The sequence below is a fragment of the Hymenobacter sp. UYCo722 genome (genome assembly GCF_040547115.1).
Lineage (GTDB): Bacteria > Bacteroidota > Bacteroidia > Cytophagales > Hymenobacteraceae > Hymenobacter.
Genome location: NZ_JBEPPC010000005.1, coordinates 16000 through 30745, shown reverse-complemented (window position 1 = coordinate 30745; position 14746 = coordinate 16000). Strand labels below are relative to the sequence as shown.

At 63.8% G+C, this 14746-nt stretch carries 14 protein-coding genes; 4 read left to right on the top strand and 10 right to left on the bottom strand.

Annotated elements, in window-relative coordinates:
- Positions 1-123: 123 nt before the first annotated feature.
- Entirely contained in the window at positions 124-582 is a 459-nt protein-coding gene (locus ABIB44_RS13250) for a LexA family protein (RefSeq protein WP_354585123.1), read from the bottom strand.
- A gap of 230 nt (positions 583-812) precedes the next feature.
- Here ABIB44_RS13250 and ABIB44_RS13245 point away from each other — a divergent pair, with 230 nt between their 5' ends.
- Positions 813-1061 (top strand): hypothetical protein, encoded by a 249-nt coding sequence (locus tag ABIB44_RS13245; RefSeq protein WP_354585122.1) that lies wholly within the window; start codon positions 813-815, stop codon positions 1059-1061.
- 136 nt (positions 1062-1197) lie between these two features.
- Here the strand turns inward: ABIB44_RS13245 and ABIB44_RS13240 are convergent, their stop codons facing one another.
- From ABIB44_RS13240 to ABIB44_RS13230, 3 genes are all read right to left on the bottom strand, one after another.
- The gene (locus ABIB44_RS13240) at positions 1198-1965 is read right to left on the bottom strand and encodes a TatD family hydrolase (RefSeq protein ID WP_354585121.1); all 768 of its coding nucleotides are present in this window, start codon (positions 1963-1965) and stop codon (positions 1198-1200) included.
- 89 nt (positions 1966-2054) lie between these two features.
- Entirely contained in the window at positions 2055-2405 is a 351-nt protein-coding gene (locus ABIB44_RS13235; protein WP_354585120.1) for a c-type cytochrome, read from the bottom strand.
- 54 nt (positions 2406-2459) lie between these two features.
- Entirely contained in the window at positions 2460-5273 is a 2814-nt protein-coding gene (locus ABIB44_RS13230) for a TonB-dependent receptor (protein WP_354585119.1), read from the bottom strand.
- A 377-nt stretch (positions 5274-5650) separates the two neighbouring features.
- Between ABIB44_RS13230 and ABIB44_RS13225 the strand changes: the two genes are divergently transcribed.
- Entirely contained in the window at positions 5651-6097 is a 447-nt protein-coding gene (locus ABIB44_RS13225) for a CHRD domain-containing protein (RefSeq protein ID WP_354585118.1), read from the top strand.
- Positions 6098-6278: 181 nt separating this feature from the next.
- Here the strand turns inward: ABIB44_RS13225 and ABIB44_RS13220 are convergent, their stop codons facing one another.
- From ABIB44_RS13220 to ABIB44_RS13200, 5 genes are all read right to left on the bottom strand, one after another.
- Positions 6279-7394, bottom strand: coding sequence for a glycosyltransferase (locus tag ABIB44_RS13220; protein ID WP_354585117.1), 1116 nt, complete (start codon positions 7392-7394; stop codon positions 6279-6281).
- Positions 7391-8098, bottom strand: a complete 708-nt coding sequence (locus tag ABIB44_RS13215) for a polysaccharide deacetylase family protein (protein WP_354585116.1) — start codon at positions 8096-8098, stop codon at positions 7391-7393. Before ABIB44_RS13215 ends, ABIB44_RS13220 begins: the two co-directional genes overlap by 4 nt.
- Before the next feature lie 5 nt (positions 8099-8103).
- Positions 8104-8649: a hypothetical protein gene (locus ABIB44_RS13210; RefSeq protein ID WP_354585115.1), complete on the bottom strand. Its 546-nt coding sequence runs from the start codon at positions 8647-8649 to the stop codon at positions 8104-8106.
- A 77-nt stretch (positions 8650-8726) separates the two neighbouring features.
- Positions 8727-9872, bottom strand: coding sequence for a glycosyltransferase family 4 protein (locus ABIB44_RS13205; protein ID WP_354585114.1), 1146 nt, complete (start codon positions 9870-9872; stop codon positions 8727-8729).
- A gap of 115 nt (positions 9873-9987) precedes the next feature.
- Positions 9988-11493, bottom strand: a complete 1506-nt coding sequence (locus tag ABIB44_RS13200) for an oligosaccharide flippase family protein (protein WP_354585113.1) — start codon at positions 11491-11493, stop codon at positions 9988-9990.
- A gap of 120 nt (positions 11494-11613) precedes the next feature.
- On the opposite strand from ABIB44_RS13200, the gene ABIB44_RS13195 reads away from it, so the two are divergent.
- Both ABIB44_RS13195 and ABIB44_RS13190 read left to right on the top strand, forming a co-directional pair.
- On the top strand, positions 11614-12696 hold the full coding sequence (locus ABIB44_RS13195; RefSeq protein WP_354585112.1) for a GumC domain-containing protein: 1083 nt from the start codon (positions 11614-11616) through the stop codon (positions 12694-12696).
- Complete coding sequence (locus ABIB44_RS13190; protein WP_354585111.1) at positions 12693-14180, top strand: O-antigen ligase family protein; 1488 nt, start codon at positions 12693-12695, stop codon at positions 14178-14180. The genes ABIB44_RS13195 and ABIB44_RS13190 overlap by 4 nt, the downstream gene beginning before the upstream one ends.
- Here the strand turns inward: ABIB44_RS13190 and ABIB44_RS13185 are convergent.
- Positions 14177-14746, bottom strand: coding sequence for a DinB family protein (locus ABIB44_RS13185; protein ID WP_354585110.1), 570 nt, complete (start codon positions 14744-14746; stop codon positions 14177-14179). The two genes, ABIB44_RS13190 and ABIB44_RS13185, sit on opposite strands and share 4 nt — an antisense overlap.

Here is a 14746-nt window from a genome sequence, read left to right as displayed (position 1 = left end):
AGAATCGGCAAAACCCGGCCGGATTTAATCGATTAAAGCAGCGGCGGCCAAGGGCCAACCACCATCTTGGAGTAATGTGAGACCCGGGCTAGGCCGCAATGGGAAACACCGGCGGCCAGCGGCTCACTTCACTCCGAACACCGACCCACTGCCCAGCGAATGGATTACGTGCGTCACCACGCCCCATACCACCAGCCCGGCTTCGGGGCTCACGGGGAGCGGCGGATAGCGACTGTTTTCGGCCACCAGCCAGGGTGCGCCGGCCCGCAGCTGCAGCCGCTTAATGGTGTGCTCGCCCTCGACCACCGCTACCACAATACTGCCGTGGACTGCCCGCAGGGCCCGGTCCACGGCCACCAAGTCGCCGGGATGAATGCCCGCCCCGGTCATCGAATCGCCACTGACACGGGCCAAAAAAGTAGACGCCGGATTGCGAAACAGGAAGTGCGTGAGGTCGAAAGTGGGGTCGAGGTGGTCGTCGGCCGGCGATGGAAACCCGGCCGGAATGAGGCAACCAAACAGGGGCACCTCGCGAGTAGGCAGGCAGGAGGCCGAAATAAAATCGTGGAGTGATGCAAGCATTGGGCAGGCCGCGCGTCTATTGGAAGATAGCGGGCTGCAATTTACTAACTTGTTTAGCTTATTGTTTCATCCCCCTTCTCTCAATCCGCTGAGTGCGCTGGGTCGTACATAGGGTATAATCACGGAATATTCACGTCATCGGGCTTAAAATCCGATTTAATTCTTCGCAAAGAGCTATAATAATTACTACCAAAATTTTTAGTTTTACTTCACAACGATTATCTTTGGGTATGTCAAACGTCAAGCTTCCTACGCCGCTGCCCGTGCAGCAATTTGCCCGTTGCGTGAACGACGCGCAACGCCCGGCCGACTACGCTGGCGACTGGCCCGAGATGGGCCGCGTGTACTCGGTGCGCGTGCTGCCCCATGTGCATACCGGCCAGCCGCAGGTGCATGTGCTCGGCTTCTATGCCGAGCGGCCCTACGGCGCTTTCGCCGCCCACCGCTTCGAGCGCGTAGCCGATGTGTGGTTGAATTAAACCCACGGCCTTCCGCCAGATACCAGCCCTCTCACATTCTTCATCCCGCCTAGCGGCTGGATATAAAAGAGCCCCGTTCGGGCCGCCATCGTTGAACGATGACGGCCCGAACGGGGCTCTTTTATATCCTAGCTGGCTACAGGTTAAACAGCGCCGCCGCGTTGCGCGTGGTGGCCTCGGCCACTTCGGCTTCGGGCCGGCCCAGCAGCGCGGCCACCCGGCGCAAAACCAGTGGCAGGTAGGCGGGCTCGTTGCGCTTGCCGCGATGCGGCACCGGGGCCAGGTAGGGGCAATCGGTTTCGAGTAGCAAATGCTCCAGTCCGATGCTAGGCAGCACCTTATCGGCCCCGCCGTTTTTGAAGGTGGCCACCCCGCCAATGCCCAGCATAAAGCCAAGCTTTACCACCTGCGCGGCCTCCTCGGGCGAGCCCGAAAAGCAGTGAAATACGCCGCGCAGCGTACCATCCTGCGCGGCCTCGACCAGGGCTACGGTTTCGGCGAAGGCTTCGCGGGTGTGCAGCACGATGGGCAGCTGGTGCTTTTTAGCCAGCTCCAGCTGAATTTTGAGCGCCTGCTGCTGCTCGGCCAGCAGGGTTTTATCCCAGTGTAGGTCGAGGCCGGCCTCGCCCACGGCGGCAAAGGGCCGGCGACCCAGCCAGGTTTCGACCTCGTACAGCTGCTGCTCGAAGCCGCGCGTGACCGAGCACGGGTGCAGGCCCATCATGGCAAAGCAGGTTTCGGGGGCCTCGGCTTCTAGCTCCAGCATCGCATCAATGCTGCTGTGGTCGATGTTGGGCATCACGATGGTGCGCACGCCAGCCTGCTGGGCGCGGCGCAAAGCATCGAGGCGGTCGGGACGGAATTGTTCGGAGTAGAGGTGGGCGTGCGAGTCGGTGAGGTGCATGGCGGCGGGTGGCGGGGGTAACAGAAAACGACGCCAAAGGTCGGACGTATCCGGCACTTGGCGTCGTTTTCGTAGCGAAACGGACTGGGCTAGTTGTTGGGTCGGCCGGCATCCACCCAGGCCTGCAGCCGGGCAATGTCGCAATCCGAGAGCTTGGCGCGGCCCTTGGGCATGGGGTCGGCCCCGGGGTCGTGGCGCACGCTGCTCAGCAGGTAGGCGGGCGAGAGGCGCGTGAAGCTGGCGTAGGTGCTATAGTCGTTGCCGCCGCCCAGCGTCTGGTACACGCTGCTGCCGTGGCAGTCGAGGCAGTTTTTGGCCACGATGGGCGCAATTACCGCCGCGTAGGTACTGGGTGCGGGGTCGTTGCAGGGGTTGGCCGGGGCCGGCCCGGCTTTTTTACCGCACCCCGCCACCAGCATCGCCGCCAGTAAAAACCCCATTCCTGCCGTTTGAAGAGCATTTTTCAGAAGAAATCCAGCCATGAGACCCGGCGGCTACACGCCGAAGTTGTAGACGGCCTTCAAGTACAGAAATGCCCCGTTGAAGCCCATCTGCACCGGCGCGTATGGGTACACGTCGCGGTTCGAGGGGAAGGGGGAAGGGGAAGCGAAGCGGTTCTGAAAGTACTGCTCGAACTGCGCGCGACTGGCAAAACCGCCCGGGGCCTGGCCGTTGGTGGCGGCCTCGTCGAGGGTGTTGGGCTTCACGTTGAGCAGGTTTTGGGCACCCAGCGTCAGGCCCAGGCCCTTAGTGGCCTGGTAGCTGACGAGCAAATCGGTGACCACGCGCGGCTTGAACACGAGCAGGTAGCCACCAAAGTCGTACACCGTGGGGTCGGGAGCCACATCGTAGTAGCTCACCTCCCCAAAATAGGTGTTGCGCAGGCCCACGCCCAGCTTGCCCTGCGTGTAGTTGAGGCCGAGCAGGATTTTGCTGGCCGGAATGCCGGTTTCAATGAGCGAAAGCTGGCGCGGGTCGATGTAGTTGGTGGTGGGGTTGTCGTCTTCCTGCAGGTTGCGGAAAATGCCCGGCACGTTCTGCCGCCGCGTGCGGGTGCGGGTGAAGTTGCCGGCCGCACTGGCCGTAAGCTGGCCGCGCCCCAGCGCGTGGCGGTAGCTCGCCACCACATCGAGGCCGGTAGTGCGGGTATCGAGGTCGTTGGTAAAGAACCGGGCCTGGCTCACGCGGTTGTTGGCCAGCGTTTGCGCGAACGCGGGGCTGATGCCCGAACCCGGCCGCAGTAGGCCCGAAAGCGTAACGCGGTTATCAATGTCAATCAGATAGCCGTCGACCGTGAGCGAGAAAGCCGGCACAGGCGTCAGCACCAGGCCGGCGCTGTAGCTGCGCGAGGTTTCGGGCGTGAGCGCGGGCACCTGAGCCGCTTTGGTCAGCTCGTCCTGGTTGTTGAAAATGCCGGAGTAAATCACCCCGTTCGCCCCCGGCGTCTGGGTAATCTGGCGGTAGAGCACCTGCTGCAGCGACGGAGCCCGGAAGCCCGTGTTGAAGGCCCCGCGCACGGCCAGGAATTTGGTGGCCTGCACGCGGGTCGTGGCTTTGTAGATAAAGGCCGAGCCGAAGGTGGAGTAGTTCTCGTAGCGCAGCGCGCCGCTCACGCTCCAGCGCTTGGTCACGTCGGCTTCCACGTCCAAAAAAGCGCCCACGTTGGTGCGGCTGCCCACTACCGCCGAGGCCACTCCGAAGCCGCTGAAGCCCTGCGCGCCCTGCTGGGCCCCGGCCTTGCCCTCGTCGTACTCGCCCTCGGCGCGCTCATCGCCACGCATAATCTCGTAGCGGTCGGACCGAAACTCGCCACCAAAGGCCACGTTGGTACCGGCCAGCACCTTGTCAAAAAAGCGGTTGGCGGTGGCGTTCGTCACATTCTGCAAAAACGAAAATCCTCCCGCGTTGTCGAACACCGTGGGCGACGACGCCCCCAGCGAGGCGTTCAGGGTGTTATTCAGGTCGTAGGTCATCCGGTTGTAGCCGGTGGTGTTGCTCAGGTCCAGCGTCCAGTGGTTGGGGCCGCTGCGGCCCAGCACCGCGCCCACCGTGCCCGCGCCGTCGTTGATGCGCGTATTCACCTGGGGCTGGTAGCCGTAGGGAAACAGGTTGTCGACGATGTCGGCCGCCTGCCGGGCCGGCAGCACCCACGGCGTCGAGGCCTGCCCCCGGCGGAAAGCGTAGCTACCGAAGCCGTAAAATGCCACCGCATCGGAGGCTTCCACGCGGGCATTCAGCAGGCCGCGCACGTTGCGCACCCGGGCGTCGCCGTTGTGCTGCACGTAGTCGTCGTAGGTTTTGCCGACGGCGGCCAGGGTAGCCTGCTCGCGGGCGGGGTCGTTCACGACGAACACCGGCGTCACCAGCGGATTGCGGGCGTAGCCGCGGGTGGTGCGGCCGCGGTAGTCGGCGTCGGCCGTCAGGTTCAAAAAGCCCTTCTGGCCCAGGCGGAAGCCCTTGTTCACGCCCAGCAGCGTGGCCAGGCCATCGCCCTCGCTCGTGAGGCCCGAGTTCAGCAGCACGCTGCCGGCACGGTTGTCGCTTTTCAGGCGAATGTTCATCACGCCCGCAATGGCGTCGGAGCCGTACTGGGCCGCCGCGCCGTCGCGTAGCACCTCCACGCGCTCCACGCCCAGGCTCGACAGCGTGTTCAGGTCGGTGCCCACGCTGCCCAAGCCAATGTTGCTGAGCAGGTTCACCAGGGCCGTGGTGTGGCGGCGCTTGCCGTTCACGAGCACCAGCAACTGGTCGGTGCCCAGGCCGCGCAAGCTGGCCGGGTCCACGTGGTCGGAGCCGCCGGCTCCGGTCTGGCGCGTCGAGTTAAAGGCTGGCACGGTGTATTGCAGCAGCTGCGTGAGGTCGGTCTGGGGTGCGCGGGGCAGCAGCGTGGCCACGTCCACCACATCCACCGGCACCGCCGATTCGAGGGCCGTACGGTCGTCGCGGCGGGTACCTACCGCTACCGTGGCCGGGTTGAGTGAGATGGCCAGCTCGGTGGGCTCGTCGGCCTTCAGGTACACGTTCGTGATGTTCTGGGGCCGGAAACCCGGCTGCTGCACTTGCACAATGTAAGGCCCGCCCGCTACCAGCCCCGTGAGCGTGAACCGCCCGCTTTCGTTCGTTACTGCGGTTCGGCGGGTACCCGTAGGCAGGTAATAAACGGTAGCGACCGCCCCGGCCTGCGCCGCGCCCGGCCCCGCACCATTCGCCGACGTTATCTGCCCGGTTAGGGTTACTGGGATAACAGCGGCCGTCGTTGTGGCTGCCGCAGGCTCGGGCGTTTGGCCATTGGCCGCTAAAGGCACCATTCCTCCTCCCAGAGCTGTGACAAAAAATGAAAAATACCGAGTAAAATACCGCATTGAAAAAAGACAGGTGTAATGATTTGAGACAGGCTTAAGTAAAGGTCAGCCAAAAGGTTTAGCGTGATAAAAATAATTTCAACCTACCGCTATAATGCAAGTTCCATGAATATCAATTTTACTAGTTATACTATTCTTTTTTCCATTAATAGGAAAACATTGCCTTAACATTAACAATTTTAATAGACTGATAAATAGCTTTTAATGAAACATTTTTAAATATTATGATTCAAAATGGGAATTTTAAAGCCGGAAAAGTTTCAACCTTTTTTTCATTTCCTAGTTTATGCCACCACAATCAATCTCACTTTTATTTCATTTTCATGAACAAGTCTTACGCTTTTCTAGCTTTGCTTTCAATCACCACCTTTTTGGGTTCGTGCAGCAAAAACGAGAGTACGCCCACGCCCATGGCCACCAACAATGTGACCGACCTCACGGCTACCATCAATGGCGCACAGCAAGTGCCGGCCAATGGCTCGGCAGCTACGGGTAATTTCGCGGGCACCTACGACGGCAGCAACAAGCAGCTCACCTACACCGTGACGTTTCAGGGCCTGACGCCAACCAGCGCCCACATCCACACCGGCGCACCAGGAACGTCCGGCGCAGTGGCCATTCCGTTTGCCAGCCTCACCTCGCCCATCACGGGTACCGTCACGCTCACGGCCGACCAGGCTACCCAACTGCTCAACAACGGCATGTATGTCAACATGCACTCTAACACGTATGCTAACGGGGAAATCCGAGGCGACATTAAAAAGAAGTAATCTTAGCTAAGCAGGTATCCGCCTGCGTATTTCCACCCCTGAGCCTCTTTTGTGATAGTCACCGCTGCTGCCTCCCGGCTGGCGCGGTGGCTTTCGCAGAAGGGGCTTTGGCTTATAAATCAACCCCCTGCCTGGTTTCAGCAGCTAAGCGGCTGTACGCAGAGAATCCGGTTGGATTTACCTACTTGTAGCGCCGCCCCTTCCACACCACGGTCCCGCCAAATAGCTGGAAAAAGCCAATGGCCGCCGTCAGGGACAGGGTGTAGCCTTCGAACAGGGGCAACAGCGCCCAGCGCAGCCGCAGGCCGGCCCGGCGGTGCGCGGCGTGCGCCAGCAAGCCCTGCACTAGCATTTTGGCGGCCCATACGCCCAGCGCCAGCCCCGCGCCACCCAGGCAGGCTACGCCCGCCAGCGCCGGCCAGAAGCCGCTGAAAAACAGCAGCTCCAGGCGCAGTCGTAGCGGCAGCCCGGCTACGCCGCGCAGCCACCGCTGCCGCTGCCGCAGTAGCGCCGCCCAAGTGGGCATGGGTAGCGAATCGGCCCGGATATTGGCCTGGAACACCTGCCGGAAGCCAAACCCCGCCGCCAGCACGGCTTGGAACAGGGCAAAATCCTCGGTCACGGAAAAGGGCAGCGCCTCGTAGCCGCCGGTGGCCTCGTAGGCGGCGCGGGTCACGAGCATGTTGTTGCCCATGGCCGTTACGGGCCGGCCCAGGTCGCTCACCACCTGCACCATGCCCAGCGACAGCAGCCAGTCGAGGCCCTGCACCTGATGGAACAAGCGCGGCCCGCGCACCGCTGTGATGCCCGTAACCGTGCCCACGCCCGGCCCGGCGTGGGCCAGCAAACCCTTTATCCAGGAGGCCGGCAGGCTGATATCGGCATCGGTGATGAAGAAATAGTTGGTCGTAGCGCGCCGCGTGAGGTGAGCCAGCACATTGGCCTTGCCCCGCGCCTGCCCCAGCATATCGGTGATGGAAACAACCCGAAACTGCCCTTCGAAGCCCCGCATGGCCGTTTCAGCCACGGCGGCCGTGCCGTCGGTGCTGCCATCGTCGCCCACCAGAATCTCCAGTAATTCGGCCGGGTAGTCGAGCGCGCGCAGGCTGGCCAGGCAGCGCGGCAGGGCGGCGGCTTCGTCGCGGGCGGCAATGAGGATACTCACGCGCGGCAGCGGGCCGGGCAGCGAGCCGGGCGCGGCGGCCCCGCGCCGGCTGGCAAACCGCCAGGCCGTGAACCCCATGCCCAGCAGCCACAGCGACAGGTACAGCAGCAACGCATTTAACAGCAAACTCATAAGGTAGCGAAGGCAAAGCCCTGGGCCGCCAGGTGGGCCAGCAGGCGCGGCAGCACATAGCGCAGCCGGGGGCCGGCCTTGCGGCTGTCGTGAAACACCACCACATCGCCTGCCCGCACGGCCTCCAGGGCAAACCGCAGGCAATCTTCGGGGCGCAGGGCGGAGTCGTAGTCGCGGGTGAGTACCGACCACATCACAACCCGGAAATCGGCTTGCAGCGCCGGCAGCAGCGGCCACGTGAGGCGGCCGTAGGGCGGGCGGAAGAGGGGAGCCGAGGAGCGCGAACCGGGGAGCAGAGCAACCGAAACAGGCCCGCCAGGCCGGTTTTTCAGCAGCTCCTGAATCTGCGTCTGGCAATCGGAAACATCTGCCAGGTAAGCCGCGCGCGACGTGGCCCAGGCACTCTGGTGCCGGTGCGTATGGTTGCCGAGGCGATGGCCAGCGGCCAGGGCAGCGCGGGCAATTTCGGGGTAGCGGGCCAGGTTCTCCCCTACGCAAAAGAAAGTGGCTTTCGCCTGATATTCGGCCAGCAGCGCCAGCACCCAGGGCGTTTCGTCGGGCTCGGGGCCGTCGTCGAAAGTAAGGTAAACGAGCGGCTGGCCGGCTGGCGTGGCAGCAGGGCCGGTCCACTCGCAACCGGGCAGGAGGGCGTGTAGCAGGCGGGGCGGGCGGGTGAGCAGGGCCGCGTCGAGCCGAACACGCATGGGCATCAGGAGCGCACAATGCGCATAACGGGCACCTGGGTGTTGGGGCGCGGACCCAACACGGTGGCCAGCGCTTCGAGAAAAGCGTCGACGGTAGTAGGCCGGCCGCCAACGGGACCCCGGCCCAACTGCCGGTGCACGTCGCCGGCCCATTCGCCAACCACGGTGGGCGTCCCGGCGGGGCCGCTCAGGCCCAGCGCAGCCTCCAGGGTAAAGTAGCGGGGGCGGGTTTCTTCGGCCTCGTTTTCGGCCGGGTCTTCGTCTTCCTCATACACCAGGGCCGAAAAATGGGCTTCCATCGTGGCCTGCGGAGCGGGCAGGTGCAGCAGGGCCGTGGCGCGGCCGGCTACTTCGTGCCAGGTCAGGCGCAGGCCCTTGCCGGGCACGCGGTCGGCGGGGGCCACGTTTTCGGCGGCTTTGTCCCACACGTACAACAGCAGCTCGCGGGCCAGATAGGGGTCGGCCAGCTCGCGGCGCACCGCCACCGGCCGGCGCCAGGCCAGCTGCGGCAGCAACACATGGGCGAAGTTGTAGGGATGCTGACGAGCCATGCCGCAAAAGTACGGCCGGGCCGGGAGAAAAGAACGTCATGCAGCGAGCAATGAAGCATAGCGTTTTTCTCTCCTGACTACCCCTCCCCCATCGCCATTTGCAGCGCCTGCCACAGCACTTCGGCACTGCGCGCCCACGAGAACCGACCCAGGTTTTCGTGCCCCCGGGCTACCAGTTGCGCCCGGAGCGCGGGCTCCTGCCAGAGGCGAGTGAGGCCGGCGGCGATGCTGACCACGGCGAATGGGTCGGCGAGCAGCGCGCCGCCGGGGCCGGCCACCTCGGGCATGGAGCTAGCATTGCTCGTGAGTACCGGGCAGCCGCTGGCCTGCGCCTCCACGATGGGAATGCCAAAGCCTTCGAAATAAGGCACGTACACCGTAGCCAGCGCCGCCGCGTAAAGGCCGGCCAGCTCGTCGTCGGAAACGCGGCCGGTGAAATGCACGGCGCTTTGGTGATGCAGCTGTTGGTAGGCCTCGAGGATGGGGCCCGCTTTCCAGGCCTTACGGCCCACGATGAGCAGCTGGGCTTCGGCCGCGCCGGGGCCGACGCTGGTTTTAAACTGGTCGAAGGCCCGCAGCAGATTCGCCAGATTCTTGCGCGGCTGCAGGGCTCCCACGAAGAGAAAATAGGACTGCCCCTGGCTGAACCGCTGGCGGACTTCGGCCTGCGCGGCCGCGGGCAACGGCTGGAACCAGTCGGCCGGGGCGTTGTAGGCCACGCTGATTTTGGCGGGCGCAATGCCATAAGTCTGCACGATGTCGGCCTTGGTGGCCTCCGACACGGCCACGAGCTGCGCCGAGGCGCGGGCGAAGCGCGGTACGAAAAAGTGGTAGTACTTGCGCTGCAGCAGGCCCACATCGAGCGGGAAATGCTCGAAGGCCAGGTCGTGCAGCACTGTTACGCGGGGCACGCTCGTGCGCAGCGTCGTAAAGCCATCGGTGCTCAGGAAAGCCGCTGGCCGGTGCCGGGCCAGCCACCGCGCCACCGCGCCCTCGAACCAGGCCACGAACAACAACGGGTGCCGGGCCGGCGGACTCAGCACGTGCGGCACCACGTTGGGGGCCAGCAGGTAGCGCGCATCATAGGCCCGGTCGAAGAGGAAGTGGAACGTCACCCCCGGGTGCTGGGCTACCAGCTGCCGCAGCGTCTCAAAAGTGAAACGGCCAATGCCTTCGAGGTGCCCGCCGGGCAGCAGAAAACGGGTGTTGACGGCGACGTGCATTAGGTTGAATTAAAAATTGAGAATTAAAAATTAAAAATGTGCAGTTCGTAGCAGCTAAGCCAGAAAACGAGTGGGCGTCATCCGCCGAGGCCACCCATTTTTTAATTTTTAATTCTCAATTTTTAATTTCCTTTTTTCCCGGCCGGAGCTGCGCGATTTCACTGCGCCGCACCAAGCCCGTGCCCAGAACAATTAGCCCAAAAATTACCGCCATCGCCCCGGCTTCCAGCCACCAGCGCAGGTGCAGGCCATATTGCAGCACAAACCATGCTCCGCACAGCAGCCCAAACGCCAGCAGCAGACGGGCCAGCAGGTGGCCGACCACGCCCACGCCGGTGCGCCGCGCTACCAGCACCAGGTAGCCCACCGACACGGCCGCCGCGCACACCAAGGTATCAATGGAAGCGGCCACGGCTCCGAACCGGGGCAGGAAAACCAGGTTCAGGCCAATGTTGAGGGCAATGCTGAGGCCCACCAGCCAGCTCACGGCGCGCTCGTGGGTAGTGCTGGTGAGCAGCGTGCTGTAGATGGCGAAGAAGGCGTGCACCAGCACATTTACGAACAGAATTTTCAGGCACAGCGTCATGCGGGCCACCTCGGCCGGGCTGCTGTGGGTGAATTGCCAGAACACGACTTCACCCCGAAAAAAAACAAACGCCACCACGAACAGCAGCGGCAGCGTGATGATGCGCTGCCCGAAGCGTAGCAGCTCGCGCTGGGCCCCGGCATCGCCGGGCACGCTGGCAAACCGGGCAAAAAACAGCGGCAGCACCGTCCAGGCATACATCATCACGGCATCGACCCAGCGGTAGGCCCCGGCGTAGTAGCCGGCCTCGGTGGGCGAAGCCAGGCGTTCGAGCATCACCATGTCGATGCGCTCGTTCACCCCATAAAGCAGCGTCATCAGCGCAAATGGGAGGCTGGCGCGCAGGGCCGTGCGGGCCACCGGCCCGCGCCAGCGGTAGCGGATGCGGCCAAAAAACCGCGTCATCAGCCCATACGTGAGCACCGTGGTGAAGGCCGCCGCCCCCAGCCGCGCCCCCACGTAGCGCGGCAGCGTGAAGCCCAGCGGCAGCAGCACAAGCACGGCCCCGAGCAGCACGAATTTCTCGACCACCGAGAGCACGGCATCGGTATTAAATTTCTGGTGGGCCTGCAGAGTGCCGCGTAAAAACTGCCCGTACTGGGCCAGCAGTAGCGCCGCGCCCACCGCCCCGAGCAGCAGCAGCTCGGGCCCCCGGTAGCCCAGCCCCCACCCGAGCAGCAGCATGGCGGCCAGGGCCACGAAGTTGAGCGCCCCGCGCAAGGGCAGCAGCGTGGGGAACGTTTCGGCCAGGAAGGAGGGCTCGGCGGCCACGCGCTGCACGGCGTAGGGCGTGAGGCCGAGGTCGGAAAGCGCGGCCACGACCAGCGTGAGGGCCGACAGGGCCGTAACCAGCCCGAACGTGGCGTGCCCGAGCCGGTCCTGCACCAGGTTTTCGACCACCACCCAGCCGGGTTTCACCAGCAGGTTGAGCAGGACGACGAAGCTGATATTGCCGAAAAAGCGTTTGATGCGAGCGGGAAAGCTAAATCTGGAAGGAGGAGAACCGTGCCGGGCGCGGGCCGCAAAGCTACGCACGCCGTCGGAGCAGCCGCCCAACGCAGCGAACCGGGGCTTTTGGCTCCTATCTTTGCTTGCCGCTGTCCCGCGCCGGGCCCACCCAATTTGGCCGGCGGGGCGGTGGCTTCCTCCTTCAATATGTCTGCACCTTCTTTCTCGCTGGTGGGCCTCGGGCCCATTATCAACCGCTGGAAATACTTCGTGGCCGGGGCCGTGGCGCTGGCCGCCATCGTGAGCGTGGTGGTATCGCTGCTGCTGCCCAACGTGTACCGCTCCACAGCTGTTTTCATTCCGACCAACCCACAAACGGCCGACCCCGACCGGCTGCTGGAAGACAACACGCAGATGCGCGGGCAGCTTGAGCTCACCGGCCGGGCCGAAGACCTTGACCGGGCCATTACCATCGGCGAGTCGCAGCCCGTGGCCGAGTTGATGATTAAGAAGTTTGGGCTGCACCAGCATTACAAGGCCGGCCCTCCCGGCGACGATGCCGCCGACAACTACGTGTTGAGCGAGTTCTCCAGCAACCTGGGCATCGTGCACAACGAGCGGGATGCCATCGAGCTGACTTTCAGCGATAAAAACAAGATTCTGGCGGCCACCGTGGCCAATACCATCGTGCACGTCATCGACTCGGTGAACCAGCAGCTGACCCTGGAAAACCGCCGCACCGTGCTGCAGCTCTACCGCAAGCGCTACGAGTACCTGAGCACCAGCTTCGAAAACAGCCGCCGCGAACTGGTAGGTGCCCGCCGCCACTACGGCATTTATGGCCTCGAAATGCAGGGCCGCTACATGGCAAAGCAGCTCATCGAAACCGAGGCCGCCCTGCGCAAAGCCGAAGCCGGCGGTGGCGACGTGGCCGGCCTGCGGCGCGCCCTGCGCGGCCTCACCCGCACCGACGGCGGCAACCTCATCAACCTGGAAAGCTATGTGCGCGGCACCGACTCGCTGAACATGTTTACGACCCGCGTAGCCGACTTGCAAACCCGCCTCATCGCGGCGCGCTCGGCCTACGAAACGGCCGAGCTTAGCATCAAGGGCCAGCTTTCCAGCCTTTATCAAGTGCAGAAAGCCTACCCGGCCACCCGCAAGTTCAAGCCAGTGCGCTCGCTCATCGTGCTGGGTTCGGTACTGGCCATGTTCGTGCTGTCGGTGCTGTTCATCGCCCTGCTCGAACTCTACCGCTACCACCGGCCCACGGCCACCCCCACGGCGTGAACCCGCCGCTGAACAATTGGCTGCTGCGCCTGCGCCATCGCCTCGATGGCCCGCAGTGGTTGTTTGTGGGCTTCGTGGCGCTGCTGCTGCTGGGCGGCGCGGCCGCGGGGCTAGCCCGCCAGCCGGCCCTGCTGCTGCCGGCGCTGCTGGCATTGGGCACGCTGCTGGCCCTGGTGGAGTGGCGCTGGGTATACTACGCCCTGTTTGCGGTGCTGCCCTTCTCGCAGGAAATCAGTCTGTTTGGTGGGTTGAGCATGGATGTGCCCTCCGAGCCGCTGATGCTGGTGCTCACGGCCTGCGTGGGGCTGGCCCTGCTGCTGCGCCAGGGCACGCTGCCGCGCCGCGAATGGGCCCATCCGCTGCTCCTCATTCTGGCCCTGATGCTGGCCTGGACGGCCGTGGACGCGGCTTTCTCGGTCGACCATACAAAATCGCTCAAGTACCTGCTGGCCAAGGCCTGGTACCTGGTGCCCTTCGTGTTGGGTACGCTGCTGGTGGTGCGCCGCCCAGCCGAGGCCTGGCGCTTTGCGGCCGTGTACGCGGCCAGCGCCTGCCTGAGCGTGGGCTACGTGGCCAGCCGCCACGCCACGCGGGGCTTCAGCTTTGCCGAAATCAATTGGGCCTTGCACCCGTTTTTTCGCAACCACGTTATTTATGCCACCATGCTGGCGCTGCTGCTGCCGTTTTGCTGGTTTGCGCTGCGCGCGGCGCGTAGCGGCGGGGCGCGGCTGGCGTGGCGGGTGGCGCTGGGGGTGCTGCTGTTTGGACTGCTCACGTCCTACACGCGGGCGTCCATCGTGTCGATACCGCTGGCCGCGCTGTACTTGCTGGTGCTGCGGCTGCGCCTTACGCGGGTGCTGCTGCTAGCGATGGCCCTCACTACGGCATTCAGCGTGAGCTACTTCGTGGTCGGCGACCGTTACATGGAATACGCGCCCGATTACGAGCACACCGTGTTCAACGGCCAAAATTTCGAACGCCACCTCGAAGCCACCTACAAATTCCAGGACGTGTCGGGGATGGAACGGGTGTACCGCTGGGTAGCCGCCGCCCGCATGATTGGCGAGAAGCCCCTGACCGGCAGCGGCGCGGCAACCTTCTACCCCGAATACAAGCGCTACACGGTGAAGAGCTTCCGTACCTACGTGAGCGCCAACCCCGAAAAATCGACCACCCACAACTACTTCCTGCTACAGCTGGCCGAGCAGGGAATCCCGGGTTTCCTACTCTTCATCAGCCTGATTGCGACCACGCTGCTGCTGGCCGAAAGCCTTTACCACCGCGCCCAGGCCCGGCCCGAAGTACGCCGGGTGGTGCTAGCAGCCACGCTGTCGTTCGTCGTCATCGTGTTCCACCTCACCCTGAATGAGTTGGTGGAAGTGGACAAAATCGGACCGGTGTTCTTCATCTGCCTGGCGCTGCTGGTGCGCTGCGGCACCTGGCTAGCCGAGTCGACCGATGCGACTACGACGGAGGAAGCCTAGCCTCGTGCCCGGTATTCGGCCGCTACCTGCCCGATTTGGGCCAGGTGGCGCTCGGCGTGCTTGGCCAGGAAGTACACGAAATCATATACGTCCATCTTGCCCAAGTCGTTCACCGACATGGTGATGCGGTAGAGTACGCCTTCGCCGTTGGGCAGGCGGCCCAGCACGGCCAGGCACTGTTGCAGCTGCTGCCGGAGCGTGGCCGCTACTTCGGGGCCCGGTTTCAGCCCTTGCGGGGCCATGTGGTCGGGCCGCATCCAGGTAAAAGCTCCCGGCTGGCTAATTTCATCGAGGCGGGCACGGGCCGACTGCCGGGCGGCCAGCTCGGCAGCCAAATCCAGCCCGTGCGCATTCTTGAGCGCCTTGAGGGTCCCTTTCTCGACGAGGATGAGCAGGAAATGGTTGGTGAGGGCAACGTGTTCGAGAATCTCGTCGATGGTCCAGCCGCCGTGGGCCGGGTGATAGCCGCGCAGAGGAGCTGGGGCCGCAAACCAGCCGTTGAGCTGGTCGAAGGCCGTGGTCAGCCGCTGGCTGATTTCAGCAATAAGCTGGGTTGGTGAAATCAC

What these genes read in the sequence shown, in the direction of transcription:
- ABIB44_RS13210 (WP_354585115.1), bottom strand. Translation starts at nt 8,649, where the DNA reads ATGGCTCGTCAGCATCCCTACAACTTCGCCCATGTGTTGCTGCCGCAG.
- ABIB44_RS13205 (WP_354585114.1), bottom strand. Translation starts at nt 9,872, where the DNA reads ATGCACGTCGCCGTCAACACCCGTTTTCTGCTGCCCGGCGGGCACCTC.
- ABIB44_RS13235 (WP_354585120.1), bottom strand. Translation starts at nt 2,405, where the DNA reads ATGGGGTTTTTACTGGCGGCGATGCTGGTGGCGGGGTGCGGTAAAAAA.
- ABIB44_RS13195 (WP_354585112.1), top strand. Translation starts at nt 11,614, where the DNA reads ATGTCTGCACCTTCTTTCTCGCTGGTGGGCCTCGGGCCCATTATCAAC.
- ABIB44_RS13245 (WP_354585122.1), top strand. Translation starts at nt 813, where the DNA reads ATGTCAAACGTCAAGCTTCCTACGCCGCTGCCCGTGCAGCAATTTGCC.
- ABIB44_RS13250 (WP_354585123.1), bottom strand. Translation starts at nt 582, where the DNA reads ATGCTTGCATCACTCCACGATTTTATTTCGGCCTCCTGCCTGCCTACT.
- ABIB44_RS13215 (WP_354585116.1), bottom strand. Translation starts at nt 8,098, where the DNA reads ATGCGTGTTCGGCTCGACGCGGCCCTGCTCACCCGCCCGCCCCGCCTG.
- ABIB44_RS13230 (WP_354585119.1), bottom strand. Translation starts at nt 5,273, where the DNA reads ATGGTGCCTTTAGCGGCCAATGGCCAAACGCCCGAGCCTGCGGCAGCC.
- ABIB44_RS13240 (WP_354585121.1), bottom strand. Translation starts at nt 1,965, where the DNA reads ATGCACCTCACCGACTCGCACGCCCACCTCTACTCCGAACAATTCCGT.
- ABIB44_RS13220 (WP_354585117.1), bottom strand. Translation starts at nt 7,394, where the DNA reads ATGAGTTTGCTGTTAAATGCGTTGCTGCTGTACCTGTCGCTGTGGCTG.
- ABIB44_RS13225 (WP_354585118.1), top strand. Translation starts at nt 5,651, where the DNA reads ATGAACAAGTCTTACGCTTTTCTAGCTTTGCTTTCAATCACCACCTTT.